Annotated in this window: 24 protein-coding genes; 13 read left to right on the plus strand and 11 right to left on the minus strand. The window is 45.5% G+C overall.

Annotation, left to right across the window (positions count from 1 at the left end; genetic code table 11):
• The first annotated feature begins 4 nt into the window (after window positions 1–4).
• The 3 genes from prmA to pqqA all read left to right on the plus strand — a co-directional run bounded on the left by prmA (window position 5) and on the right by pqqA (window position 1,941).
• Window positions 5–901: a 50S ribosomal protein L11 methyltransferase gene (gene prmA, locus GQ51_RS08400; RefSeq protein WP_047552056.1), complete on the plus strand. Its 897-nt coding sequence runs from the start codon at window positions 5–7 to the stop codon at window positions 899–901.
• Window positions 889–1,728, plus strand: a complete 840-nt coding sequence (locus tag GQ51_RS08405; RefSeq protein ID WP_047552058.1) for a DUF3426 domain-containing protein — start codon at window positions 889–891, stop codon at window positions 1,726–1,728. The genes prmA and GQ51_RS08405 overlap by 13 nt, the downstream gene beginning before the upstream one ends.
• A gap of 141 nt (window positions 1,729–1,869) precedes the next feature.
• The gene (gene pqqA, locus GQ51_RS12315; protein WP_081987173.1) at window positions 1,870–1,941 is read left to right on the plus strand and encodes a pyrroloquinoline quinone precursor peptide PqqA; all 72 of its coding nucleotides are present in this window, start codon (window positions 1,870–1,872) and stop codon (window positions 1,939–1,941) included.
• 145 nt (window positions 1,942–2,086) lie between these two features.
• On the opposite strand, the gene GQ51_RS08410 is transcribed toward pqqA, so the two are convergent.
• The 3 genes from GQ51_RS08410 to htpX all read right to left on the minus strand — a co-directional run bounded on the left by GQ51_RS08410 (window position 2,087) and on the right by htpX (window position 5,002).
• Window positions 2,087–2,995 carry a hydrogen peroxide-inducible genes activator gene (locus GQ51_RS08410; protein ID WP_047552060.1) on the minus strand — a complete coding sequence of 303 codons (909 nt, stop codon included), beginning with the start codon at window positions 2,993–2,995 and terminating at the stop codon, window positions 2,087–2,089.
• 99 nt (window positions 2,996–3,094) lie between these two features.
• Entirely contained in the window at window positions 3,095–4,057 is a 963-nt protein-coding gene (locus GQ51_RS08415) for a TerC family protein (protein ID WP_047552062.1), read from the minus strand.
• Window positions 4,058–4,132: 75 nt separating this feature from the next.
• The gene (gene htpX / locus GQ51_RS08420; protein ID WP_047552065.1) at window positions 4,133–5,002 is read right to left on the minus strand and encodes a protease HtpX; all 870 of its coding nucleotides are present in this window, start codon (window positions 5,000–5,002) and stop codon (window positions 4,133–4,135) included.
• 176 nt (window positions 5,003–5,178) lie between these two features.
• Here htpX and nhaR point away from each other — a divergent pair, with 176 nt between their 5' ends.
• Window positions 5,179–6,096 (plus strand): transcriptional activator NhaR, encoded by a 918-nt coding sequence (gene nhaR / locus GQ51_RS08425; protein WP_047554057.1) that lies wholly within the window; start codon window positions 5,179–5,181, stop codon window positions 6,094–6,096.
• A 25-nt stretch (window positions 6,097–6,121) separates the two neighbouring features.
• Here nhaR and GQ51_RS08430 read toward each other — a convergent pair whose 3' ends face one another.
• The 6 genes from GQ51_RS08430 to dnaA form a co-directional block, all read right to left on the minus strand.
• A complete protein-coding gene (locus tag GQ51_RS08430) occupies window positions 6,122–7,729 on the minus strand; it encodes a DUF2339 domain-containing protein (protein WP_160280005.1) in 1,608 nt (535 codons plus the stop codon).
• Between the two features lie 100 nt (window positions 7,730–7,829).
• Window positions 7,830–9,053, minus strand: a complete 1,224-nt coding sequence (locus GQ51_RS08435) for a PilT/PilU family type 4a pilus ATPase (RefSeq protein WP_052177773.1) — start codon at window positions 9,051–9,053, stop codon at window positions 7,830–7,832.
• A 405-nt stretch (window positions 9,054–9,458) separates the two neighbouring features.
• Window positions 9,459–9,791: a UPF0158 family protein gene (locus GQ51_RS08440; RefSeq protein WP_235276197.1), complete on the minus strand. Its 333-nt coding sequence runs from the start codon at window positions 9,789–9,791 to the stop codon at window positions 9,459–9,461.
• A gap of 188 nt (window positions 9,792–9,979) precedes the next feature.
• Entirely contained in the window at window positions 9,980–12,397 is a 2,418-nt protein-coding gene (gene gyrB / locus GQ51_RS08445) for a DNA topoisomerase (ATP-hydrolyzing) subunit B (protein ID WP_047552070.1), read from the minus strand.
• Between the two features lie 59 nt (window positions 12,398–12,456).
• Window positions 12,457–13,557 carry a DNA polymerase III subunit beta gene (dnaN, locus tag GQ51_RS08450; protein ID WP_047552072.1) on the minus strand — a complete coding sequence of 367 codons (1,101 nt, stop codon included), beginning with the start codon at window positions 13,555–13,557 and terminating at the stop codon, window positions 12,457–12,459.
• A gap of 214 nt (window positions 13,558–13,771) precedes the next feature.
• Window positions 13,772–15,256 (minus strand): chromosomal replication initiator protein DnaA, encoded by a 1,485-nt coding sequence (dnaA, locus tag GQ51_RS08455; protein ID WP_047552074.1) that lies wholly within the window; start codon window positions 15,254–15,256, stop codon window positions 13,772–13,774.
• Between the two features lie 293 nt (window positions 15,257–15,549).
• On the opposite strand from dnaA, the gene rpmH reads away from it, so the two are divergent.
• The 5 genes from rpmH to mnmE all read left to right on the plus strand — a co-directional run bounded on the left by rpmH (window position 15,550) and on the right by mnmE (window position 19,421).
• A complete protein-coding gene (rpmH, locus tag GQ51_RS12320; protein WP_015833284.1) occupies window positions 15,550–15,684 on the plus strand; it encodes a 50S ribosomal protein L34 in 135 nt (44 codons plus the stop codon).
• Window positions 15,685–15,767: 83 nt separating this feature from the next.
• Entirely contained in the window at window positions 15,768–16,166 is a 399-nt protein-coding gene (rnpA, locus tag GQ51_RS08460; protein WP_047552076.1) for a ribonuclease P protein component, read from the plus strand.
• Window positions 16,167–16,193: 27 nt separating this feature from the next.
• Window positions 16,194–16,403 carry a membrane protein insertion efficiency factor YidD gene (gene yidD, locus GQ51_RS12325; RefSeq protein ID WP_200884412.1) on the plus strand — a complete coding sequence of 70 codons (210 nt, stop codon included), beginning with the start codon at window positions 16,194–16,196 and terminating at the stop codon, window positions 16,401–16,403.
• 38 nt (window positions 16,404–16,441) lie between these two features.
• Window positions 16,442–18,085: a membrane protein insertase YidC gene (gene yidC, locus GQ51_RS08465; RefSeq protein WP_047552078.1), complete on the plus strand. Its 1,644-nt coding sequence runs from the start codon at window positions 16,442–16,444 to the stop codon at window positions 18,083–18,085.
• Window positions 18,027–19,421 (plus strand): tRNA uridine-5-carboxymethylaminomethyl(34) synthesis GTPase MnmE, encoded by a 1,395-nt coding sequence (gene mnmE / locus GQ51_RS08470; RefSeq protein ID WP_052177774.1) that lies wholly within the window; start codon window positions 18,027–18,029, stop codon window positions 19,419–19,421. Before yidC ends, mnmE begins: the two co-directional genes overlap by 59 nt.
• Before the next feature lie 49 nt (window positions 19,422–19,470).
• On the opposite strand, the gene GQ51_RS08475 is transcribed toward mnmE, so the two are convergent.
• Together GQ51_RS08475 and GQ51_RS08485 are read right to left on the minus strand one after the other, a co-directional pair.
• Window positions 19,471–19,806, minus strand: coding sequence for a YegP family protein (locus GQ51_RS08475; protein WP_047552080.1), 336 nt, complete (start codon window positions 19,804–19,806; stop codon window positions 19,471–19,473).
• Between the two features lie 472 nt (window positions 19,807–20,278).
• The gene (locus GQ51_RS08485) at window positions 20,279–20,722 is read right to left on the minus strand and encodes a DUF1924 domain-containing protein (RefSeq protein ID WP_052177775.1); all 444 of its coding nucleotides are present in this window, start codon (window positions 20,720–20,722) and stop codon (window positions 20,279–20,281) included.
• Between the two features lie 274 nt (window positions 20,723–20,996).
• Between GQ51_RS08485 and mnmG the strand changes: the two genes are divergently transcribed.
• From mnmG to GQ51_RS08505, 4 genes are all read left to right on the plus strand, one after another.
• A complete protein-coding gene (mnmG, locus tag GQ51_RS08490; RefSeq protein ID WP_047552084.1) occupies window positions 20,997–22,922 on the plus strand; it encodes a tRNA uridine-5-carboxymethylaminomethyl(34) synthesis enzyme MnmG in 1,926 nt (641 codons plus the stop codon).
• On the plus strand, window positions 22,919–23,602 hold the full coding sequence (gene rsmG / locus GQ51_RS08495; protein WP_081987130.1) for a 16S rRNA (guanine(527)-N(7))-methyltransferase RsmG: 684 nt from the start codon (window positions 22,919–22,921) through the stop codon (window positions 23,600–23,602). Before mnmG ends, rsmG begins: the two co-directional genes overlap by 4 nt.
• Window positions 23,603–23,697: 95 nt before the next feature.
• The gene (locus tag GQ51_RS08500) at window positions 23,698–24,483 is read left to right on the plus strand and encodes a ParA family protein (protein WP_047552086.1); all 786 of its coding nucleotides are present in this window, start codon (window positions 23,698–23,700) and stop codon (window positions 24,481–24,483) included.
• Window positions 24,476–25,351: a ParB/RepB/Spo0J family partition protein gene (locus tag GQ51_RS08505; RefSeq protein ID WP_047552088.1), complete on the plus strand. Its 876-nt coding sequence runs from the start codon at window positions 24,476–24,478 to the stop codon at window positions 25,349–25,351. Before GQ51_RS08500 ends, GQ51_RS08505 begins: the two co-directional genes overlap by 8 nt.
• Window positions 25,352–25,571 lie beyond the last annotated feature (220 nt).

Genomic DNA, 25,571 nt, shown 5'->3' on the forward strand with positions numbered 1-25,571 from the left:
AAGTATGACTTGGGTATCACTTAAAATTGAAGCACAGGATAATACCGCTGATCTGATCAGCGATACCCTCATGGAGCTGGGCGCATTGTCTGCAATCATTGAAGACGCCAATGCAGAAACCATCGATGAACAGCCTATTTTCGGCGAACCTGGCGATCCGCCGCCAGGCATCTGGCAACAGAACCTGGTCAGCGCCCTGTTTGATGAAGGCGTAGATATTGATGCCGTGATCGCTGACTTGCAGTCACAGACTAAGTTACCCAACTTCAATTACACCACTGAAATCATTCAGGAACAGGATTGGGTGCGTGCAACACAATCTCAATTTGACCCGATAAAAATTACCGATACCTTGTGGATCGTGCCAACCTGGCATGATTCCCCCAATCCGGACGCCATCAACATCATCCTGGATCCTGGCTTGGCATTCGGCACCGGCAGCCACCCGACCACACATTTGTGCCTGGCTTGGTTAACGCAGACTGTCAAAGCCGGTCAAACCGTGCTTGATTACGGTTGTGGCTCGGGTATTCTGGCAATTGCAGCTAAAAAACTGGATGCAGGTAAAGTAGTAGGGGTTGATATTGACCCGCAGGCGATTCAATCCAGCCTATACAATGCTGAACAAAACTATGTAAGCGCTGATTTTTATCCGGCCACTGAATATCAGTCTGCGGAATTCGACATTGTCGTTGCCAATATTCTATCCAGTGCATTGAGTGTGTTAGCCCCGGCGCTCGCCAGATCATGCAAAGCTGGAGGAAGAATCGCACTGTCCGGCATTTTGCGTGAACAGGAATCCGCCGTTTCTGATATTTATGCCGAATGGTTTGATATGGAAACGCCGCAGTATATGGACTCCTGGGTTTTGCTGACTGGCACTAGAAAATGCGCGTCATAACCCATTGCCCAGCCTGCCAGACTCAATTTTTCGCTACTGAAGAACAGCTCAATCAACATGGCGGCAAGGTTCGCTGCGGGCAGTGCATGCAGGTTTTCGATGCCAGAGCACAACTCGTTTCCATCAATGAAGGCACCGAGAACATCACCAATGCCGACGGCAACTTCAAAGAGGATACGCCTGCAATTGATAGCGCAGCGCCTGTACAGGCGACCCCAGAGCAGGAAGCACCAGATAGCGTGATTGAAATAACCGCTCCGGAAACTGCAGCGGATACGGCTAAGCAGCCCGCGTACTTGGGCGATGCCATCAAAAAAAACAGGCTCCGCACCAGCCATGCCACCGGCAGTAAATCCCGTAAATGGCTATGGGCTGCGGCCTCGCTGCTTATGGTTCTGCTTGCAACGATACAGAGTGTATATTTTCTGCGTGAAGAAATCGCAATCTATTATCCGCAGGCTAAACCTTTCCTGGTGCAAGCCTGCCAGAAACTATCCTGCACGATCAATCTGCCTAAAAAAATTGAATCCATTGCCATTGATGACTCAGATATGCAGGAAGATGCAGATCACCCGGGATTGGTACATTTTGCAAGCACCCTGATCAATAGCGGCCACCATGTACTGGCTTACCCGAACCTTGAACTGACACTGACAGATGTTGAGGACAAACCCGTGCTGCGCCGGATTTTCAAACCCAATGAGTATCTGCCGGCCGGAACCAATATTGCCGAAGGCATTCAGGCCGGTGAAGAATCCAGGATCAAACTGGCGATCTCGACTGGCGACATTGCCGTCGCCGGCTATCGCGTATTTGTTACCTACTGAATCCAGGCCGCAGTTACATCCAGTTTCTAATGATAATCATGAGTATCATTTAAGCGGTTTACATAGCGCTATTTTTCCTGGGCCGGGTATTATTCTTTCCATAAAGTCTGTACTTAACTAAATAACTTCAGGAGATTTATCATGTGGACAAAACCAGCTGCTACTGAAATGCGTTTCGGTTTCGAAGTAACAATGTACGTTTGCAATCGTTAATTTTCAACGCAACAGATATACATCGAACTTACTGAATCATAATGATTTAAACCATAACGATAAAATCATAAACAATCAGAGTCAGTAAGATTAAAAAGGATACCTCGGTATCCTTTTTTTACACCCGGAGCTTTGCTTTACTCACTCAGGCTGCATCAATCATCTGCAGGCATTCCGATTCAATCTGTCTGATGGAATCAGCCACACAGCTGATCGCAAGTTCACGCGCATAACTTTTGCGCCATGCCAGCGCCACCCTTCTCACCGGTACCGGCTCAGAAAACGGAATCACCCTGACCAAGGGATTAACATAACGCTCGCTGGCCGCGCTGCACGGCAGTACGGTAACCCCCAGATTGGAAGCCACCATATTCCGTATCGTCTCCAATGAATTTCCCTGCAGCACCTGCCCCTTGCGTGACAGGTCCGGGCAAGCCTGCAGCACCTGATGGCTGTAGCAATGACCGCTATTCAGCAGCAGCACATTTTCATCAGCAAGCTCTTCTGCGCTGATAGACGCACGATCTGCCCAGGCATGACCTACGGGTACCATCACCACATAATTCTCATCGTAGAGCGGCATAGTATTGATTCCAGGCACATCAAACGGCAGCGCAATCACCGCAGCATCAATAACGCCGTTTTTCAACTGTATTTCCAGCTGGGCTGTCAGGTTTTCTTCGATTTCCAGCGGCATATCCGAAGCACTATGGCGCAGGATAGGAATCAGTTCCGGTAATAAATAAGGCCCCACCGAGTAAATCAGGCCCAGGCGAAAAACACCGCTTAGCTGGTTATTGCCTTGCTTTGCAATTTCACGGATATGGTTGATTTCTTCCAGCGCCTTGATCGCCTGCTCGATAATTTTTGCACCGATCGGCGTCGGGCTGATATCGGTACGGCTGCGTTCAAAAATCATGACGCCCAAATCGTCTTCGAGCTTTTTTATAGCCAGGCTGAGCGCAGGCTGGCTGACATAGCATTTCTCAGACGCACGCCTGAAATTGCGCTCTTTAGCTACCGCTACTACAAAACGTAATTCGCTTAGAGTCATGATGTATTTTTGGACATGTTTTTGATAAATTCAGTATATCAACAAAAACCGGATGTTCAATAATTCAAATCATGACCATCTGATATTGAACTCCGGTTATTAAGGCTGCTGTTTCCGTGTCGCGATCAGGCTTAATAAAATGCTGGTGCCAATTACGGCAACCACCACACCTAATGAAACTGCTACAGGAATCTTGAACCATTCCACAATCAGCATTTTCGTACCCACAAACACCAGCACTACAGCCAATCCGAATTTAAGCAGATGGAAACGTTCTGCCATGTCGGCCAGCAGGAAATATAGTGCCCGCAAACCCAGGATCGCAAAGATATTGGATGTAAATACGATAAATGGATCACTGGTAATCGCAAAGATTGCCGGAATACTATCCATTGCAAAAATCACATCAGAAAACTCGATCAACACCAGCACCAGGAACATAGGCGTAAACCAACGCACGCCTTTCTCCATGATCCAGAATTTATCACCGTGATAATCATGCGTGATGCGCATGTGTTTTCTTACCCATTTCAGCAAAGGGTTATTTGACAGGTCAGGCTCATGGTCGGCAAACAAAAACATCTTGATACCAGTCGCCACCAGAAAAGCCCCGAACACGTATAACACCCAGTGGAACTGGGCTATCAGCCAGGCACCCAGAACAATCATCAACGCACGCAGGATGATCGCACCCAGTACGCCATAGACGAGTATGCGCTTCTGGTATGCCAAGGGCACTGCAAAGTAACTGAAAATCATCACAAAGACAAAAATATTGTCCATCGCCAGGGTTTTTTCCAGGAGATACCCGGTCAGATACTCCATGACTTTGGCATCTGCAATCTCGCGACCTGCCGTATGATCCAGCCAGCCCCAAAGCACGGCACCAAACAGCATCGCCATGGCAAACCAGACCAATGACCAGACAAGCGCTTCTTTCGCGCCCACTTTCTGTGCGCCATTACGGTCCAGCAGGAACATATCTACCGCCAGCATCAACAGTACAAATACCCCAAAACCACCCCACATCCACCAGTTACCTATCGATTGCAGCTCGCCCATGTATCTCTCGTCAATATTAATAACTACTATTATTTGCAACAGCTCACCTTGCGGTGATCTGTTGCAGGCCACATCTTATTGCTGGCGTAATGCCGCGATACGGTCATCCAGGCTTGGGTGACTTGAAAACAGTTTTGCAAAACCGCCGCCGCCTGAAATACCGAATGCCGCCATCTGCTTAGGCAACACGGATGGCTCGTGCTGTGCCTGCAGGCGCTCCAGTGCGGCAATCATCTTGCCCCTGCCGGATAACTTGGCTGCACCTGCATCCGCGCGGAATTCACGTTGGCGTGAGAACCACATCACGATCATGGAAGCCAGCACCCCCAGTACCAATTCGGCAATGATCATCGTTACAAAGAAAGCCGGGCCGGTACCGCGTTCTGTTTTAAAGATCACTTTATCAACCGTATAGCCAATCACGCGCGACAGGAACATCACGAACGTATTCACGACACCCTGAATCAAAGTCAGCGTCACCATATCGCCATTCGCAATATGCGACACCTCATGCGCAAGCACCGCCTCAGCCTCATCCTTGGTCATGGCATCCAGCAAGCCGGTAGATACCGCAACCAATGAGCTGTTTTTAGTCATTCCCGTAGCAAAGGCATTGACCTCCGGTGAGTTGAACACGGCCACTTCCGGCATTTTTATACCCACGGCATCAGCCTGCTGACGCACTGTTTTGATTAACCATATTTCAGTCGGGGTACGTGCTTCTTCAATCACTACCGCACCAGACATACGCTTGGCCGACCATTTCGACATGGCCAATGAAATAAAGGCACCGCCAAAACCCATAATGGCGGCAAAAGCCAGCAAGTTACCTAAATCCAGGCCGTTAGCATTCAAATATGGTTCTACGCCCAATAAACGCATGGTGAAAGAAAGCACCAGCATAATGGCTACGTTGGTAGCCAAAAAATAAAGAATACGTTTCATAATATTTTTCCTCTAATGAATTCTTACCGTGTCCAACTTATCGCATCCAGGCATGCAGCCATCACTGCATCAGGATCATCTGATGATAATACCCCGTAATGTAGTACGTTTTAATATTCATAAAAAGCAGAATGTTTCTGATTGATTATTCGGTTTTTTCGAGCTATTGTTTGGTGATGGTCAATTACAAACAACTGCATTATTTCTGGGCGGCAGCAAAAGCCGGCAGCATCGTACGCGCGAGCAGGCAGCTGCATATCACACCGCAAACCCTGAGCGGCCAAATCGGTATTCTTGAAGAATCACTGGGCGTCGCCTTATTCAGGCGCGTAGGCCGCGGCATAGAACTGACCGAGACCGGCCAGCTGGCACTGAGCTATGCCGATGATATCTTCCAGACCGGCAATGCCCTAGAAGAAGCATTGCGTACCGGAACAAAAGAACGCTATCGCCTGTTCAAGGTGGGCATTTCGGATTCCGTACCAAAATCTATCGCCTATCGCCTGCTCGCACCTGCAATGTCGCTAAAAGAACCTATTAAGATCGTTTGCCGTGAAGGGAAGCTGGAACCGCTGCTAGGTGAGCTTGCTATCCATAAGCTGGATCTTGTCCTGGCTGATAGGCCTATGCCAAGTGAAATGGATATTAAAGGCAGCAGCAGGTTATTGAATGAATGCGGTATCAGTTTTTTCGCGAGTGAAAATCTCGCCCGCCAGCATGGAAAATCATTCCCGAAGAATATCAATAACGCCCCGCTGCTGGTACCCGGTGTAGACAGTACAACCCATAAACGCCTTATGCAATGGCTAAGTGCGCAGCGTATCCATCCGCAAATTGTCGGTGAATTTGATGACAGCGCCCTGATGCGGGCATTTGGTCAAGCGGGCATCGGTATTTTTACTGCACCCAGTATTATTGAAGAGGAAGTACTACAGCAGCATAACGTAACTAAATTAGGCCAAACGGATGAAGTCATTGAGCGGTTTTATGCGATTTCTGTTGAAAAACGCGCCAATCACCCCGCAGTAGTCGCAATCAATGCCGCTATATTTCAGAGAAATGCGCCCTTGCAAGCTGATCTTGAGCCAGCCTGAGTTTTCACTTAGGGCATTATCCTGCTCAGGATAATGCCTCGATCTTTTTATACAACCATCCACCGAGATAAAAACTGCAGCCAACCACAAGCAGGCTGCCTATTCTTACCAACGGCGCTGATGAAGATAAATCATAAATTAAAACCTTAGCCGATGAAATTGCAAATATCAGCAGCGATGACTTACCCAGCAACTTGTCCTTGTATTTAAGCGCTAGCAACAGGCACGCCAGCGCCAGCAAGCCCCAGGTAAGCGAGACTACAACCCGGTTATCAAAAATATGTACTGCCGCCGCAATTGCTGCCAGATGCCCTCCCACCAATAACAGCGGCCAAAATGCCCTGAGCGTCGCTGATCTGCGTGACCAATAATAGGCTGCGTAAAGTTCACAGGCATATAAAACGGAAAGTATATCCGGAGCGATTACCGCCTGGCGGTCGAATCCGGTCACGATACGCAGGTAATTGAGCATAAAAATAATAAACACTGCAAGCCAGATAAAGGCTCCAGGTGCTGAGATGTTGTTACGCAGTACTCCATAAAAGGCGACTATCAGTACTAATACGAACGCCACCCACGGTTCCCACGCGGATGAAACAGACTCAAGATAGCCGACATGAAACAATACCAGTGCTACATAAGCCTGCAGCAACATCCTGCCGCCTGCAAGTTCCTGCTTTGACAGACGGCTAGCTGCTGCATAACATATGAAAATAAATACAGCACTGCCCACAGCAACCCATGGCGCAATTGCCGGGATGTTTTTTTGCAATAAAGAATATTGCAAAAAATAAAAAATCAGCAACGCCGGCAGATGCGCAAATGCTGCATCCTGCTGCATAGGAGCATTATTCCTCACTGTATAATAAGCCGCAGCCAGGCCGAAAATGATCACTAACACCAATTGAAACAAAACAGCACTTATCCATTGCTGTGTATCACTATCCATATGCCAGCTCAGGTCAAAACCTATCATCGCCATATAAAGCGCGAGCAGATAAACTGCTCTGCTACGCACCCATAATGCAAATATGCTGAATAGAATGCTCCAGCAAGTGTAATAAATTGCCAGGTCAGTAATATCCAGCATTAAGCTGCGCATTAAGAACGGGACGGAATATGCACCTGTCACAGCAAAAAACGCGTAAAGCGTGCTTTGAAATAAACGGCAAAGCCACAGCGACAGCAGACACACGAAAGTGACCATAGCCAACGCCGATGACTGGCCTATGAGACCATAATATAAATGTGCTCCATATATCGCGATAAAAAGTATGGTGACACCGCCGGCAGGCAGTAAACTGGCGTAACTACGGTCGTTTTGACGCAGCCTTATACCCAGGCCTATCATGAGCAATGCACCGAGAACTGCAACACTCAATTGTCTTTCCGGCGTGAGCCAGCCTGATGATAAAGCCAGTTTTATAATATATGAAGCCGCAAGTACCAATGCAGCCGCCCCTCCCCAGCCTAGCAGCTGTGCTGCCAAGGGCGGACCTGCATGTACAGGTTTGTCTGCTGTCATTGATTTCACTGGCTGCACTTTTGGTAAAGGTGCTGTCACATTACCCTGCTTTTCCAGTGTACTGATACGCGCTTCTAGTGCCGCAAGACGTTCTTCCATCGTTGGCATATCATTTATTCCTTGCATTAAAAACGGTAATTGACTGTAAACACTCAATCACCCCATATTTAAGCACCTCTGATTTCGCCAGAATTATAAAATCCTGTATTTATGCACTCGCCACTGCCTGAGGCGGCGCTGCGGCTGGCACACTGATTGCCGCCTGGAGGTTTTGAGACTCTTCTGGCTCTTCTTCCTCTTTTGGTTCTTCATGCAATGATAATTTATCTGCCAAACCTGATTTTTCCTGGTTCTTGCTCTTGAGTTTGAATCTCAGCCTTAATTCATTAATTGAGTCTGCGTTTCTCAGTGCATCTTCCTGCGTAATCCTGCCCGACTCCGCCAAGTCAAACAGAGCCTGGTCAAAAGTCTGCATGCCTAACTCTGTTGATTTAGCCATAATCTCTTTGATCATATTAGTCTCGCCTTTAAGGATCAGATCCGCAATCAAAGGTGAATTCAACAGTATCTCAATTGCGGCAACACGACCACCACCTGCTTTTGATACTAGGCGCTGCGATACGAAAGCCTGTAAATTCAGCGAGAGATCCATATGCAGCTGTGCGTGACGTTCCTCAGGGAAAAAGTTAATAATGCGATCAAGCGCCTGGTTGGAACTGTTTGCATGCAAGGTTGCCATGCACAAATGGCCGGTTTCGGCAAAAGCCAAAGCAAACTCCATGGTTTCCTTGTCGCGTATCTCACCTATCAAAATAACATCCGGCGCCTGCCTTAATGTATTTTTCAGCGCATTAAACCAGCCATTGGTATCACGTCCGACTTCACGATGGGTAACCAGGCAGTTTTTACTTGGGTGTACATACTCAACAGGATCTTCCACAGTAATAATGTGGCCATAACTATTTTCGTTTCTATGATTGATCAATGCTGCCAGGGTCGTTGATTTACCGGAACCGGTGCCGCCTACCAAAATAATAAGACCGCGTTTTGCCATCATGACGTCTTTTAATACCGGAGGTAATCCAAGGTCGTCAAATTTAGGGATACTTGTGGTAATGGTACGCAGTACCATTCCTATTTTTTCCTGCTGAACAAATACATTCACACGAAAGCGGCCAATTTCCTTTGGCCAGATAGCAAAATTACACTCTTTTTCTTCAGCAAATTCTTTACGCTGTTTTTCGTTCATTAAAGCATCAGCAAACGCTTTTGTATGCTCTGCACTTAATTTTTGCTGGGTGACCGGTGTCATTTTCCCATCGATTTTCATGGCTGGCGGGAAATCTGCAGAAATAAATAAATCAGAAGCTTTTTTATCCAACATGCCTCGTAATAAATTATGCATGTAACTCAGTGCTTGTTCGTTAGTCATTTTTTTATTTTATTAATTATTATCGATAAATACTGATTTAGTCTTTAGAAAATCCCTATGGGGGACTTTTAAATTATTTTATTCGATAATCAATTAACAAAGTAAATTTAAATTTACATTCGTTTAGTTTGGGTGAAGTGAAGAATTTTTAATATTCTTGTATTTAAGTTTTATATTGAATATATAAAATAATAACAATAATAATGAAGTTAATTTCTGTGTATAACTTGTTATTTATATTTAAAATCAGCAGCTTGATTTAAATATGGTTTTCTTGGTAAAGCCATAATCTGTTGTGGATAGATTGTTGAGTAAAAATCCGGTATTTTAAAAACACAACCTTATCCTAATTCTATCCACAAGCTATCCTTAACCTTTATATGAAAAATCATCTATAAATAGAGTTTAAACAGGATCAATATTGTTATCTTTACACCAATCCAGTAATGCAATCTCGGATGCATTCGCTTCAAAAACATGCCATTTTTCCAACTTTCCTTCTGATCGCAGCAGCTCTTTAAAACGTCTATATGCCCCTCTTTTACGAAATAAACTGGCAGCAAAGTTGTAATCATGCGGAATTTCTTCACTGACAAAAGATAGCGCCAAATTCTGTCCAAGTTTTAAGTTGTTTTTATGAGGAACGGGAATATATCGATCAGATGTTTCAAGGTCGTCCGGACCTTTTTCTTCCAGGTCAATGACAGTCGATTTCCAGTAAATAGTGCCAGTATTCATGCATATATAGGCACTGTGTTGAGATGATGGTCCGGAACTTACAAATTCAAATGCATTACGTAATTCGTTGAAATTTATACTATGCATACCGTTCCATAAAATTTAAATAGTGATCATGAAGTATCAGTTACAAAAAAAGCCCTTAGAGGGCTTTTTTTGTTTGTATTGCGAATGTTTTTTAAGAAGTTTTAAACATCCAGGTTATTAGCGCCTAATGCATTATTTTCAATAAACGCACGTCTAGGTTCTACGTTATCTCCCATCAGCGTTGTAAAAATCTCGTCTGCTGCAATTGCATCATCAATCTGTACTTTCAATAAACGGCGGACTTTTGGATCCATTGTTGTTTCCCACAACTGCTCAGGGTTCATTTCTCCCAGACCTTTATAGCGCTGGATATTCAATGTATTTTTAGCTTCGCCTTGCAGCCAGTCCAATGCCTGTTTGAAAGTGGTGACTAGTTGCTCTTTTTCATTACGTTTAATCGTTGCACCCTGGCCTACCAGGCCTTGCAGCATGGTAGAGGTTTTCAGGATCTGCCTGTAATCACCACTGCTCAGAAACTCTGCATTAATGACGCAGCATTGCAGATTACCATGTACATATTTGTTGATTTCCAGGCGGTAGGCATTGGTTTCCGCATCAAACGCTACAATCACTTCACTGCCCACTGCACCTAGAATTGGCCGCAGTTTCTCAGCAATCTTGTTTGCACTTTGTTCGTCAGACAGGTTAATCTCGCCGGCATCCTGGATTGCACGCAATACGCTTTCGTCATACAGGGATGATATGCGACGAATCACTGCTTCAGTGAGCACTACCTGCCTGGCAATTTCTGTAAGCTGATCACCGGTCAACACACCTGCTCCGGTCTTGGTATCCAGCTCAGCGCCTTTTAAGGCTGACTGCAATAGGTAGATGTCCAGTTCCTGCTCATCTTTAAGGTAGCGCTCATCCCTACCCTGTTTCACTTTGTAGAGCGGCGGTTGCGCGATGTAGATATGGCCACGTTCCACCAACTCGGTCATTTGGCGGTAGAAGAAGGTTAACAGCAAGGTGCGGATATGTGCACCGTCAACGTCAGCATCGGTCATGATGATAATGCGGTGATAACGCAGTTTTTCAGCTTTAAAATCCTCTTTGCCAATGCCGGTACCCAGCGCGGTAATGAGTGTGGCAATCTCTTGCGACCCTAATAATTTATCAAAACGTGCTTTTTCAACGTTGAGAATCTTACCTTTAAGCGGCAGAATAGCCTGGTTTTTGCGGTCACGGCCTTGCTTGGCAGAACCTCCGGCAGAGTCACCCTCGACCAAGTAAATTTCACACAGTGCCGGGTCTTTTTCCTGGCAATCTGCCAGCTTACCCGGTAAACCCATGGTATCCATAACCCCTTTACGGCGGGTAATATCGCGTGCTTTACGCGCAGCTTCCCGTGCACGGGCTGCTTCTACCACTTTACCGCAGATAATTTTCGCATCTGCCGGGTTCTCTTGTAAGAATTCTGCCAGTTTTGCAGAAACAACTTCAGATACTACCGGCTGCACTTCACTTGAAACCAGTTTATCTTTTGTTTGTGATGAGAACTTTGGATCCGGTACTTTGACTGACAATACGCAGGTAATCCCTTCACGCATATCATCGCCGGTAGTTTCCACCTTAGCTTTTTTCGCGATTTCACTTTGCTCGATATACTGATTCAAGGTACGCGTCATTGCGGTACGCAAACCTGTTAAATGGGTGCCGCCATCACGCTGTGGAATATTGTTGGTAAAACACTGTACGGTTTCCGAGTATGAATCGTTCCACTGCATGGCAACTTCGATAGTCATGCCGTCCTTTTCACCCATTGCATAGAATGTTTTGGGGTGCAGCACGGTTTTGGTACGATTCATGTATTCTACAAAACCTTTTACACCACCTGAATAAGCAAAGTTTTCGCTTTTTCCGCTACGCTGGTCTATCAACTCGATTTTCACGCCATTATTCAGGAATGAAAGTTCACGGATACGTTTAGCCAGAATCTCAAAATGATATTCAACCAGGCCGAAAGTTTCAGTAGATGCCAGGAAATGTACTTCGGTTCCTTTTCTGTCGGTAATCCCTGTTTCCAATAGCGGCGCCACTGCTTCACCACGACGGAATTCCATCTGATGCACTTTTCCATTTCGGTAGATTTTTAATTTGAGCCAATCAGAAAGTGCATTCACTACAGAAACACCTACCCCATGCAGGCCGCCGGAAACTTTATAAGAGTTCTGGTCAAATTTTCCGCCTGCATGCAGTTCAGTCATTACAATTTCAGCAGCGGAGCGTTTTACCGCCCTGATATCATCATGTTTGATATCGGTTGGAATACCGCGACCATTATCAGATATGCTTACGGAGTTATCAGGATGAATGATGACTTTAATATCATCGCAGTGACCGGCCAGCGCTTCATCAATTGCATTATCCAGCACCTCGAACACCATATGGTGTAAACCGGAACCATCTGAGGTGTCGCCAATATACATACCTGGACGTTTACGTACCGCATCCAGGCCTTCCAGGATTTTGATACTGGATGAATCGTACTCGGGTGATATTGCTTGTTTATCAGTCATGCCATTAAGTCTTTATAAAATTTGATTAAAATGATGTTTCACGTGAAACAGGCCTTTGTTTAGATGCGCATCGGCATTACTACATATTTATAATCAGCATTGCTTGGTACAGTGATCAGGCAACTGCTATTAGCATCTGCAAATGAGAATGTCACCTGATCGCTATTGGTATTATTGAGTACATCAATTAAATAAGTAACATTGAAGCCTATATCCAGACTGTCACCGTTGTAATCGATTTCCAACTCTTCCTCAGCCTCCTCCTGATCGCTGTTAGTGCTGATCAGCTTTAGGTTGTTATTACTCAATACCATACGGATACCGCGATATTTTTCATTAGATAAAATTGAAGCGCGCTGCATGGCCAGTAAAACATTTAAACGTTCGGCAGAAAATGTATTCTTATGCCCGGTCGGGATAACACGGTTGTAATCAGGGAATTTCCCATCGATGACTTTAGAAATAAGTTTGATATTGCCAAAGTTAAAGTTCACCTGATTGTTCGAAATCTCTACCGTTACGTCTTCTTCGCTATCATCAAGTAATTTAATTAATTCGATGACGGTTTTTCTAGGCAGGATTACTTCCTGTTTTTCATAATTCTGTTTAAGTTCGGTAGATGTGAAACTCAGGCGATGTCCGTCCGTACCTACGATATTCAAACGATTGGCATTCACTTCAAATAGCAAACCATTCAGGTAATAACGAATGTCCTGCTGGGCCATTGCAAATTCAACCTGCTTCAGCAGATCTTTCAATTGCCCCTGACCGATATTGATTAAAGTCGCCTGGCTAGTGGTTTTAGTCATTACCGGGTAATCGGCAGCAGGCAATGTCTGCAGGTTAAAACGGCTTTTACCGGCTTTTACGGTAATGCGGCTATCATTGGTAGCCATATTGATTTCCGAACTGTCAGGTAAAGATCTGCAGATATCGAGTAGTTTTTTTGCAGAGATGGTGGTTGAAAAATCACCGCTAGTGCCGCTATCTACTGACAATGAAATCTGCATTTCCAAATCTGTAGCAGTCAGATGAATCTTATTCTGTTTTGCTTCAAGTAACAGATTGGACAGAATAGGTAATGTATGCCTTTTTTCTACAATGCTTGTTACTGAAGTTAATGGTTTTAATAAAGTTTCACGGTTGATTTGGATATTCATCTTTATAACCTAAATAATGTATATAAAATAATAACAATAATAATGAAGTTAATTTCTGTGTATAACTTGTTATTTATATTTAAAATCAGCAACTTGATTTAAATACGGTTTTCTTGGTAAAGCCATAATCTGTTGTGGATAGATTGTTGAGTAAAAATCCGGTATTTTAAAAACACAACCTTATCCTAATTCTATCCACACGCAATCCTTAATATTAACCTCTTATTACTTGTACTAAAAATCCGATATCCCTGGCTATTGTAGGATCATTTTGCCTTAATTGATCGACTTCATCACATGCGTGCATGACAGTTGTATGATGCCTGCCGCCGAAAGCCTCACCAATCTCCGGAAAACTGTGATTGGTAAGTTCACGTGACAACGCCATAGCTATTTGCCTAGGTCTTGCAAAGTTACGTGTTCGTTTTTTGCTGTACATTTCCGCTACTTTGATTTTGTAGTAGTCAGCTACTGTTTTCTGAATATTTTCCATGGTCACTTGCCTGCCGCGTACAGCGATTAAATCACGCAAGGCATCTTTGGCTAAATGCACATCAATTGCATGGCCGGTAAACTTCGCCATGGCAATAATACGGTTAAGCGCCCCTTCCAGCTCACGTACGCTGGATCGAATCTGTTTGGCAATAAAAAATGCTACGTCTTCGGGTAGGTTTAAATGTACAGCTTCAGCTTTTTTAAGCAGGATGGCTACCCGCATCTCAAGTTCCGGCGGTTCAACCGCAACGGTTAAACCCCAGCTGAAACGTGTTCTTAAACGTTCATCCACATCTGCGATTTCTTTCGGGTAAGTGTCGCAGGTAATTACAATCTGTTTTTTAGTTTCAATCAGCGAGTTGAACGCGTAGAAGAATTCTTCCTGGGTGCGAGTTTTTTTTGCAAAAAACTGAATATCGTCAATCAGCAGCAGATCCAGAGAGTGATACTGGCGTTTAAACTCATCGAACGCTTTATGCTCGTATGCCTTGACTACATCAGAAACATAGCGTTCTGCGTGCAGGTAACGGATCTTTGCGTTTGGGTTGTGAATTCTCAACTCGTTGCCTATAGCCTGCAACAAGTGTGTTTTACCCAAGCCTACGCCACCATAGATAAACAAAGGGTTGTAAGCGGTGCCTGGATTTTCTGCAACCTGTATAGCGGCTGCACGTGCCAACTGGTTGGCGCGGCCGGTCACATAATTGCTGAAATTAAAACTTGGATTTAGGCCGGAGTCATCACTCTTTTTATGTGTGGATTTCGAGCTGCCCGAACTTTTTCCGGCTGTTGAATTCAGTGCTTTAGCTAAGTTGATTTTAATGTTCTGCTGTAGTTCTGCTTTAAGATTTTCTTCATCCAGCAGATTTTCTTCACTCAGGTTCTTTTCAACAGTGTTTTGCGGGGTATTGTTTTTAGTTTTTGGCTCCGCTTTTTTGCTGGCAACCGGATTGGCAGCCTTTCCCTTGGATTCACCGACGATGAATTCTATTTTTAAACCAGCAAGATTGAGTTCATCGGCAAATTGTTCTATTTTTTTAAGAAACCTGTCTTTGACCCACTGCATTACAAAGCGATTGGGCGCACAAATAACCACTTTTTCGCCATCTATATTGGCATTAAGTGGTTTGATCCAGGTGTTGAATTGTTGTGCAGAAAGCTCGCTTTCAAAACGGCTGATACAAGCAGGCCAAAAATTATCCATCAGTTGAGCGTTACCCTTATTTGTACCTGTGTTAAAAGGTATTGTTATTTAAGTTATTGTTTTTAATATATAAATAATATTTATTGTTAATATTATCTTCGGTGTAATCAGCCATTCATTCTAGCTGTTTTAGGCAAACTTATCCACAGCCATTTGTATAATTTGCCAATATAAATATTATTCGACCAGAACCTGATGCATTTAAGTGGCTAAATCTAAATAAACATTGACAAAAGAGCGTGTAATCGGGTTTAATAACGCCCTTTGTAGCATTTTGCTAGCCGGAGATTTACATGAAACGTACATATCAACCATCTAAAACACGTCGTGCCCGTACGCATGGCTTCTTAGTTCGCATGAAAACTAAAGGCGGCCGCGCTGTGATTGCAGCTCGTCGTGCTAAAGGTCGTTCACGCTTAGGTCTTTAATAATAAAGCTCCTTGGGAGCTTTGTTTTTATACCACTGTGCTATTTTTAGCGTTTTTTACATTAAAACACTATATTAATAACAGTGCCTACGCTTAGATTTACAAAAAAAGCTAAGCTGATTAAAACGGATGAATTTTCATCCGTTTTTAATTTCCGCAAACGCATTTCAGCCAGGTATTTAGCGGTACACTATCAGCCTAATGATTTTGGGTTTGCACGGTTGGGTTTGGTAGTGGGTAAGAAAGTTGCCAAGCGGGCTGTAGATAGAAATTATATGCGCCGCGTATTGCGTGAGTTTTTCAGAGCTCAACAATATAAAATCAATCCTGTTGATTTAGTAATACGCGTGCAGAAAAAGTTTGAAAAAGAAGATTTTTTGCAGATTAAACAAGAGTTTGAATCGTTGATCGAAAAAGTAAATCGACGTACACAAGCGCAGTTGCCAGTAATCTCTGTTGTTCCGGTGCAGATTAGTGAGTAGGTGCAAATTAAGTGGTGATAAATGATGATGGCACGTTTACTGATCTGGATTGTTAAAGTCTATCAATTGGTGTTGAGTCCATTTTTTGGTCAGCAATGCCGTTTTTACCCCACTTGCTCACAATATGCATTAGATGCACTTCACAAGCATGGCGCTATTGCCGGCAGTTATTATACCGTTCGCAGACTGTCACGTTGCCACCCATGGTGTGACGGCGGCCATGACCCTATCCCTTAAGTTACATTAAATTTTTAAAAGATCGCCAATAAAAAATTATGGATACAAGACGTTTAGTTTTATTTGTAATATTTTCTATGTCTATTTTGATGTTGTGGGATGCCTGGCAGCGTCATCATGCACCTGCGGAAACTGCACCGCAGGTTGCTGCTGCCAACCAGAATGTGGCGCCTGCGGCTAGTCCTGCTGATGTGCCGGTGAATGGCGATTACAAATTGCAGACAGGTCAGCGTATTCAAGTTACAACAGACTTGTTCAAGGCTGATATTGAAACTACGGGGGGTGACCTGCGCAGGCTGGAACTGCTGAAGCATCGTGCGGCAGATGACGAGAAGGCAAACTTTGTATTGCTGGATGATGCTGCCAAGCCGATGCTCTATGTAGCACAGACCGGCTTGATCGGAGGGGATTTGCCTTCGCATAATGCTGTATTCACCAGTGGTGCGAGCAGTTATCAGATGGCGGATGGCCAGGATAAGCTTGAAGTACGCTTAAGCTGGGCTAGTGCAAATGGCATTACTGTCGATAAAGTCTATACTTTCCATCGTAATCGTTATGATATTGATGTCAGTTATGAAATTAAAAACGGTACAACAGCAGCAATAACGCCCACCGTTTACTACCAGATTGTACATGACAGTGAATCTAACCAGGGCTCCGCGTTAATGCCTACATTCACCGGTGGTTCGTATTACACCGAGGCAACAAAATTCAAGAAACTTGCATTCAAGGATATGCTGGAAAAACCGCTTAACATCACTTCGAAAGATGGCTGGGTTGGCTTACTGCAGCATTATTTTGTGAGCGCTTGGATTCCTCAGGATGGTCTTGAACGTAAGTTTTACACCGATAAATTGAGCAGCAAAATTTACCGTATTGGTACCAAGAGCACGTTAAGTACGATTGCACCGGGTGCAAGCCTGACTGTACCGGCTCGCCTGTTTTCTGGCCCGCAAACCAAGCAGGATTTACATGCAACGGCACCTGGTCTTGAGTTCACTGTTGACTATGGCTGGCTGACTATCATTGCTGCTCCACTGTTCTGGCTGTTGGCTAAAATCCATGGTGTGGTACAAAACTGGGGTGTGGCAATTATCCTGCTGACCTTGCTGATTAAAGCTGCATTCTTCAAGCTTTCGGCTTCAGGTTACCGTAGCATGGCGCAGATGCGCGAGTTGGCACCACGCCTGCAATCAATGAAAGAAAAGTTTGGTGATGATCGCCAGAAAATGCAGATGGCGATGATGGATCTCTACAAAAAAGAGAAAATCAACCCTATGGGTGGCTGCTTTCCTATCTTGATTCAGGTGCCGGTATTCATTGCGCTTTACTGGGTGTTGCTGGGTTCTGTCGAATTGCGCCATGCGCCGTTCTTTGGCTGGATTAAAGACCTGTCTGCAATTGACCCGTATTACATCCTGCCGATTCTCATGGGGGCTACCATGATTATCCAAACCAAGCTGAATCCTAAACCTACAGACCCAATGCAGGCTAAGGTCATGACCTGGATGCCGGTGGTATTCAGCGTGTTCTTCTTCTTCTTCCCGGCTGGTCTTGTATTGTATTGGCTTGTGAATAACGTGCTATCCATCGCTCAGCAATGGTATGTGAACAAGATGATCCATGCTGAAAATCTGGCTAAAAAACAAGGTCACGTTAAAAAATCAGGTGAGCATCACTAGTCCAATAGACACTATTGCCGCTATCGCCACCGCCAGTGGTGCTGGCGGCATTGGTGTTGTCAGGGTTTCTGGCCCGTTAAGCCGTGCTATAGCGACCGAAGTGCTGGGGCATTGCCCTGCCCCGCGTCATGCAGCTTATCTTGATTTCAAACAGGCGAACGGTGATCTGATTGATCGCGGCATCGCTATTTTCTACCCCAATCCCCATTCCTATACAGGTGAAGACGTGCTTGAATTACAGGCGCACGGCGGTACTGCGTTGATGCAGATCGTATTGTCACGCTGTATAGCTTTAGGTGCGCGCCAAGCGGAGCCGGGTGAATTTACGCGCCGCGCTTACCTGAATGACAAGATGGATCTTGCTCAGGCAGAGGCTGTTGCTGATGTAATCAATGCGGCTACGATGGAGGCTGCAAAAAGCGCGGTACGTTCTTTATCTGGTGAATTTTCACAGCGTATCAATAGTCTGTTGCTCAAGTTGATTGATCTGCGTATGTATGTTGAGGCGTGCCTTGATTTTCCGGAAGAGGAAATTGATTTCATTACGCAGGGGCGCGTGGCTGAGAAATTGGCGGCAATTGTGATAGAGCTTTCTTCTGTATTTGCAAAAGCAAGGCAAGGCAGTTTGTTGCGAGAAGGTATTAATGTTGTTTTGGTCGGCCAGCCTAATGTCGGAAAATCAAGCTTGATGAATCAGCTTGCTGGTGAAGAGGTTGCGATTGTAACTTCAATTGCAGGCACAACCCGCGATACTATTAAAAACGCAATTCAGATTAACGGCGTACCTTTGCATATTATTGATACTGCTGGTTTGCGTGAAACAGACGATGAGGTGGAAAAATTCGGTATTGCCCGAACTTGGCGAGCCACAGAAACGGCCAATATCGCATTATTATTGGTAGATGCAGCCCATGGCATTACCGAGACTGAAAAATCGATTTTAGATAGGTTGCCGCAAGAAATCGCCAAAATCTGGGTGCATAATAAGATAGATGTGACCCAAGAACCGGCTTTGATTGAAGAAAAAAATCAGGCAACGCATATTTACCTCTCTGCAAAAACCGGAGTTGGAGTTGAATTGCTTAAGGCGCAATTGTTGAAGCTGGCTGGGTATCAGAATAATTCAGAGGGTGTTTTTATGGCGCGTGCCAGGCATTTGCAGGCTCTGGCTGAGGTTGAAGCGCATTTGCAATTGGCGGGTAATCAGATGGATTCTGCTGAGTTGGTGGCTGAAGAGTTGCGGCTGGCGCAGGAATCTCTTGGTGGCATCACTGGTGAATTTACTCCAGACGACTTGCTTGGCGAGATATTCTCTAAATTCTGTATCGGCAAATAAACTCGGCTATTACTGCCGAGTTTATTTGTATCTTCTAGCTACCTTTCAATTATGCACTGGCTTCAATGACCTGCGCTTCCGGCGCATTTTTTTTGACGGATTCAATGCCGTTGTCACGCGAGGCTTCGCTTTCGTATTGCTGGCTTTGGCCGATAATCTGATGGTTACCGGCTTTTAGCGTGAAGTACGGTTTTCCGGATTTTGATACCAGGCGTTCGTAGCGGTTGTCATCGGGGGCATTTTTCTGGACAGAGGCAATGCCGTTAAGTGCGCTGGCTTTGGTCTCATACATCTCTGACTGTAGAATCACCTGGCCATTGCCAGCTAATAGATTGAAGTGGAATTGCCCATTTTTAGCTACTTTTAATTCGAATTTACCGGCCATGGTAATGCTCCTTATTGGTTATTATAAAACTGTTGCAATGTTAAATTTTCTGGTTTTTCAACGCAAATATAAGGTTGTGTAGGTAAATTACGCTACATTGTAATTCACAGCCCAGTATAGGCCTTTAATTGTTGTCGTGTAAAGTTGGTTTGATATGTTTCACGTGGAACGTGGTTGGAGAATATGCATGGTGTTCGGCTCATCAATCTGTCCGATTTTGTATACATTACCCATGACTTCCCTGCTCAATCTGGAGTATTTTCGAATAGTCGGATTAATATTGACCAGGTAAATTTAGTATATTGGCAGTATATGTTTATTGCAGGGCGCAATGCGGAATGGGTGGTGATATTGTTATTGGGCGTTAAAAAAGCAGTGTTTCACGTGAAACACTGCTTTTTAATTTTGCTTCCTATTAACGGGGTAGCACTATTGCTAATGCAACCCTGCAATGTTCAGCGCAAGTAGCTAATTATTTTTTAGCTGTTGGTGTTTTTTCAGTTAATAGATAAGCGATGTAGTTTGCTTTTTCAGCGGCTGTACAATCGGCGCCGATTACTTCATTACAGTGTTTAGTAAATTGTTCTTCAACTTTATCAACATCTGCAAAGCGTTTTGGATTTACGTTAGGTGATAATGGAGCGATTTTCTTACCGGTAACGATGTGCTTGCCTTCGTTAGCTGGGTTTTGTGTGTGGCATGATGAGCATGAAGTCTCTTTGCCGTTGGCGCCTTTGATCTTGCGGTTGAAGAATAGTTTACCGTCAACAGCTGATGGGCTGCCGTATTCTGGGTTGGCGGTTTTAGCGAATGATTTGTATCTGGTTTGCAGCTTAACTGCATTATCTACATCAGCATATGCTGAGAATGCAGCAAAGCCTAACAAGGCAGCCAAAACAATACTTAAGTTTTTCATTTAATTCTCCGAAGTGTGAATAAAGATACCAGCTTTATTAGAATGTATTGAGTAGTTGGTAATGTAACTCTGTTAATTCTAAACCAATTTAACGCGCCGTAAAGTTATTGGAATACATTTTATGCAAATTTTGTTAAGAAATTGTTTCATTGTTGTAATTTACGTGTTGTTTCACGTGAAACAGTTATTTAAAACATCGTTTTACATGACCTTGTAACGAGATTGCGTTAAACTTTCATACTCTTGGTTTTATAGATATTTTTGTGGTTAAAACATGAATTTTCCTGATATTTTTGATGTAATCGTAGTGGGCGGTGGACATGCCGGAACTGAGGCGGCGCTAGCTGCTGCGCGCATGGGGCAGAAGACCCTATTGCTCACGCACAACATTGAAACTTTGGGGCAAATGTCCTGTAACCCGAGTATTGGTGGCATTGGCAAAGGTCATCTGGTTAAAGAGGTGGATGCGCTTGGTGGCGCTATGGCGGCGGCAACAGATCAGGGAGGCATACAGTTCCGGATTTTAAATTCCAGCAAAGGCCCTGCTGTGCGTGCAACGCGCGCGCAGGCCGACCGTGTATTATATAAAGCTGCTATTAGACACAAGCTGGAGAATCAGGAAAATCTGTGGCTGTTTCAGCAGGCAGTTGATGACATTATTCTGGATGGTGAGCGCGCTGCCGGTGTGGTCACGCAATTAGGTCTCCGTTTTGCCTCAAAATCTGTGGTGCTGACGGCTGGTACTTTCTTGGGTGGCCTGGTGCATGTGGGTTTGGAAAATTACAGTGCCGGTCGTGCCGGTGATCCACCTTCCATATCATTGGCGGCACGCTTGCGTGAAATAGGCTTGCCAGCCGGGCGTTTAAAAACCGGTACGCCACCACGTATTGACGGCCGCACGATTGATTATTCCGTCATGACCGTGCAGCCTGGGGATGACCCGGTGCCGGTGTTTTCATTTTTAGGGAATGCTGCACAGCACCCTGCACAACTCCCCTGCTGGATTACGCATACCAATGAACGTACGCATGAGATTATTCGTAGCGGCCTGGATCGTTCGCCGATGTATACCGGCGTGATTGAAGGTGTGGGGCCGCGTTATTGCCCAAGCGTGGAAGATAAAATCCACCGCTTTGCAGATAAGGAATCACATCAGATATTTCTGGAGCCGGAAGGTTTAACGACCAACGAGATTTATCCGAACGGTATCTCGACCAGCTTGCCGTTTGATATTCAATTGGCGCTGGTGCGTTCTGTTAAAGGTTTGGAGAACGCACATATCCTACGTCCGGGTTATGCGATTGAATATGATTACTATGATCCGCGCGCTTTAAAAAGCACGCTGGAAACAAAGTCTGTACAAGGCCTGTTCTTTGCAGGGCAAATCAACGGTACGACCGGTTACGAAGAGGCTGCTGCCCAAGGTTTGCTCGCCGGTGCTAATGCCGGGTTGTATGCGCAAGGTAAGGAGGGTTGGTGCCCTGCCCGTGATGAGGCTTATTTAGGCGTGCTGGTAGATGACCTGATTACGCGCGGTGTCAGTGAGCCGTATCGTATGTTTACCTCCAGGGCAGAATACAGGTTGCAACTCAGGGAGGATAATGCCGATATGCGCTTGACGGAAATCGGCCGTAAACTGGGCCTGGTGGATGATGTGCGTTGGGAAGCGTTTAGCCGGAAGCAGGAAGCAGTGGCGCGCGAGCAGGAGCGTCTGAAGAAGACTTTTGTGCAGCCGGCCAATCTGAGCGCAGAATTAATGCAGTCTGTTTTTGGCAAGCCACTTGAGCATGAGTATAGCTTGTTTGAATTGTTGCGCCGTCCAGAGGTGAGTTATGAGCAGGTGTTGTCACTGGGTGAGATAGGTCTGGGTGAGGTGGAGTCTGCTGTGCGTGAGCAGGTTGAAATTGCGGCCAAATACCAAGGATATATTGATCGTCAGATAGATGAGGTTGCGCGCAGTCGCGGCCAGGAAAACACTAAGTTGCCGAGCGACCTTGATTATCGTGAGATTCACGGCCTGCCGATCGAAGCGCAGCAAAAGCTGAATGCACATAAGCCGGAAACCATTGGCCAGGCTAGTCGTATATCAGGCATTACGCCGGCAGCGATTTCATTGCTGCTGGTATACCTGAAGCGTAAATCACGCGCTAAGGCAGCCAATCTGGATGGTGCGCCGGGTGATGTCGGGGATGCGGCATGAGTGCACCTGGTTTGAATAAGAGCATGCCTGCCAACTTGAAACCTGACGCCCTTGCACAGCTGCGTGCAAAATTGGAAACCGGTTTGCAGGAAATGGGTTTGCAGGTGACGGTTGAGCAGCAGCAGAAGCTGCTTGATTATGTTGCGCTGATCTATAAGTGGAATCAGGTACATAACCTCACCGCAGTGCGGGAACCGATGGAAATGGTAACGCTGCATATCTTGGATAGCTTGTCCGTATTACCTTACATTGATTGTAAGCGCTTACTTGATGTGGGTGCCGGTGCCGGCCTGCCCAGTATCCCGCTGGCAATCTGTTTGCCGGGGTTGCAGGTAACGGCGATTGATGCGGTGCAGAAAAAAGTGATCTTTATGCGGCAGGCAAAAGCGCAGCTGGGCCTGGCTAATTTCAATGTGATACATGGCCGTATTGAAGATCAGGAAGTGCCCAGTAAAGAAATGCCCGAGAAGTTTGATGTGATTACTTCGCGTGCATTTTCGGAAATCGGCCTGTTTGTAAAGCTGACAAAACATTTGCTGGCAGATGGTGGAAGATGGCTGGCAATGAAAGGTATCGTGCCCCAGCATGAGTTTGATAAGAGCGGATTGCGGCCAGTGGATATTAAAGTATTGAAAGTGGCCGGGCTGGATGCTGAACGGCACTTGATCATTCTGGAATAGATTCTTTAGTAAGGTAGTGTGTTTGCAGTAGAAATCTTTTTAAGCGGGTTTCGTAAATCGCTGGTTACGTAATACTGAAAGCCTAGAAAAATAACATGAAAATATTAGCAATTACCAATCAAAAAGGTGGTGTGGGTAAAACTACAACCTGTGTCAATTTGGCAGCTAGTCTGGCTAGCCTGGGTAAACGAGTGCTGTTGATTGACCTTGATCCGCAAGGCAATGCCAGTACCGGCAGCGGTATTGATAAGGCGCACCTGAAATTGAGTATCTACCATGTGTTGATTGGTGAGAAGTCGTTGCAGGAAGTTGTGGTTAACAGCGAAAAAGGCGGTTTTGATATCGCGCCTTCAAATCGCGAGCTTGCAGGGGCGGAAGTCGAGCTGGTCAATGAACTGGCACGCGAGAACCGCTTAAAGTCTGCAATTGCAAAAATAAGCGGCGATTATGATTTTGTATTGCTGGACTGCCCCCCTGCCCTCAACTTGGTTACGGTCAATGCGTTGACGGCTGCCAGTGCGGTCATGATTCCCATGCAGTGTGAATATTATGCTTTGGAGGGCTTGTCGGATCTGGTGAATACGATTAAAAAAGTGCGCGCGCATTTGAACCCGACACTTGAGATTGAGGGGTTGCTACGCACTTTGTTTGATAACCGCAACATGCTGGCGCAGCAAGTGTCGGCACAGTTGATCAGCCATTTTGGCGATAAAGTCTACAAAACGGTGATTCCACGTAATATTCGATTGGCAGAGGCTCCCAGTTACGGCGTGCCGGTGCTTAGTTATGATAAGAGTTCTAAAGGCGCATTAGCTTACATGGAGTTGGCGCAGGAAATTACCCATAAAGAAAATATACGCAAAGAGAAAACACATGGTTAAGTTAAAAGGTTTGGGGCGCGGTCTGGATGCCCTGCTTGCTGGGGATATGGGCAGTGTGGGCGAGGCTGATTCACTGTTGATGCTGAAAGTGGAGCAGTTGCGTCCGGGTAAATACCAGCCGCGCAGCTATATGGATGAAGCGGCTTTGCAGACCTTGGCCGATTCCATTAAAGCACAAGGCATCATGCAGCCGATTCTGGTGCGCCAGTTGGCGGATGAGCAGTACGAGATTATTGCCGGTGAACGCCGCTGGCGTGCAAGCCAGCGTGCCGGTTTAAAAGAGGTGCCGGTGCTGGTGCGCGAAATTGCAGATGAAGCAGCACTGGCGATGGCACTGATCGAGAACATTCAGCGTGAAAACCTGAATCCTCTGGAAGAGGCGCAAGGGATCAAGCGTCTGATTGATGAGTTTGACATGACGCATGAAAAAGCGGCCGCGGCCGTTGGCCGGTCACGCGTTGCAGTGTCAAACCTGTTGCGCCTGCTGACTTTAAGCACTCCTGTGCAGGATATGTTGATGCATGGCAAGCTGGATATGGGGCATGCGCGTGCGCTGGTTGGCCTGGATGGCGCGCAGCAGGTGCTGATGGCGGAACAGATTGTGTATGACGGCTTGTCAGTGCGTGATGCCGAAGGGTTGGTTAAAAAACATCATGACGAGCATGAAAAGCCTGCTGCTAAAGCTGGGCTGACAGGCGCCAAAAAGGCGAATGCGAGCCAGGATATCCTGCGCCTGCAGGAGTCGCTGAGCGACAGCCTGGGTGCTGCAGTGACCATCAAAGCTGGCGCTAACGGCGCAGGTATCTTGAAAATCAATTATGCCAGTCTTGACCAGCTGGATGAAATTATCGCCAAAATATCGCATTAGTAGTTTGTCGGCGAGATTGTGAAAAATAATCGTTAAAACAATCAGGGTTGGGTTGTAAATCTGGCAGCAGTTGCGTATTTTTACGCTAAGTGTTTAATTTACTTAACTTAACCCTTGACTAAAAAGTGCTAATAATTCAAAATCGCGGTCTTTGCTAGCTAATGCACGGTCTTTGAATTACCTGAAGCAGGTGCAAATTGCTCTGCAAGCAAGTCTGTGT

The organism is Methylotenera sp. G11, from assembly GCF_000799735.1.
Lineage (GTDB): Bacteria > Pseudomonadota > Gammaproteobacteria > Burkholderiales > Methylophilaceae > Methylotenera.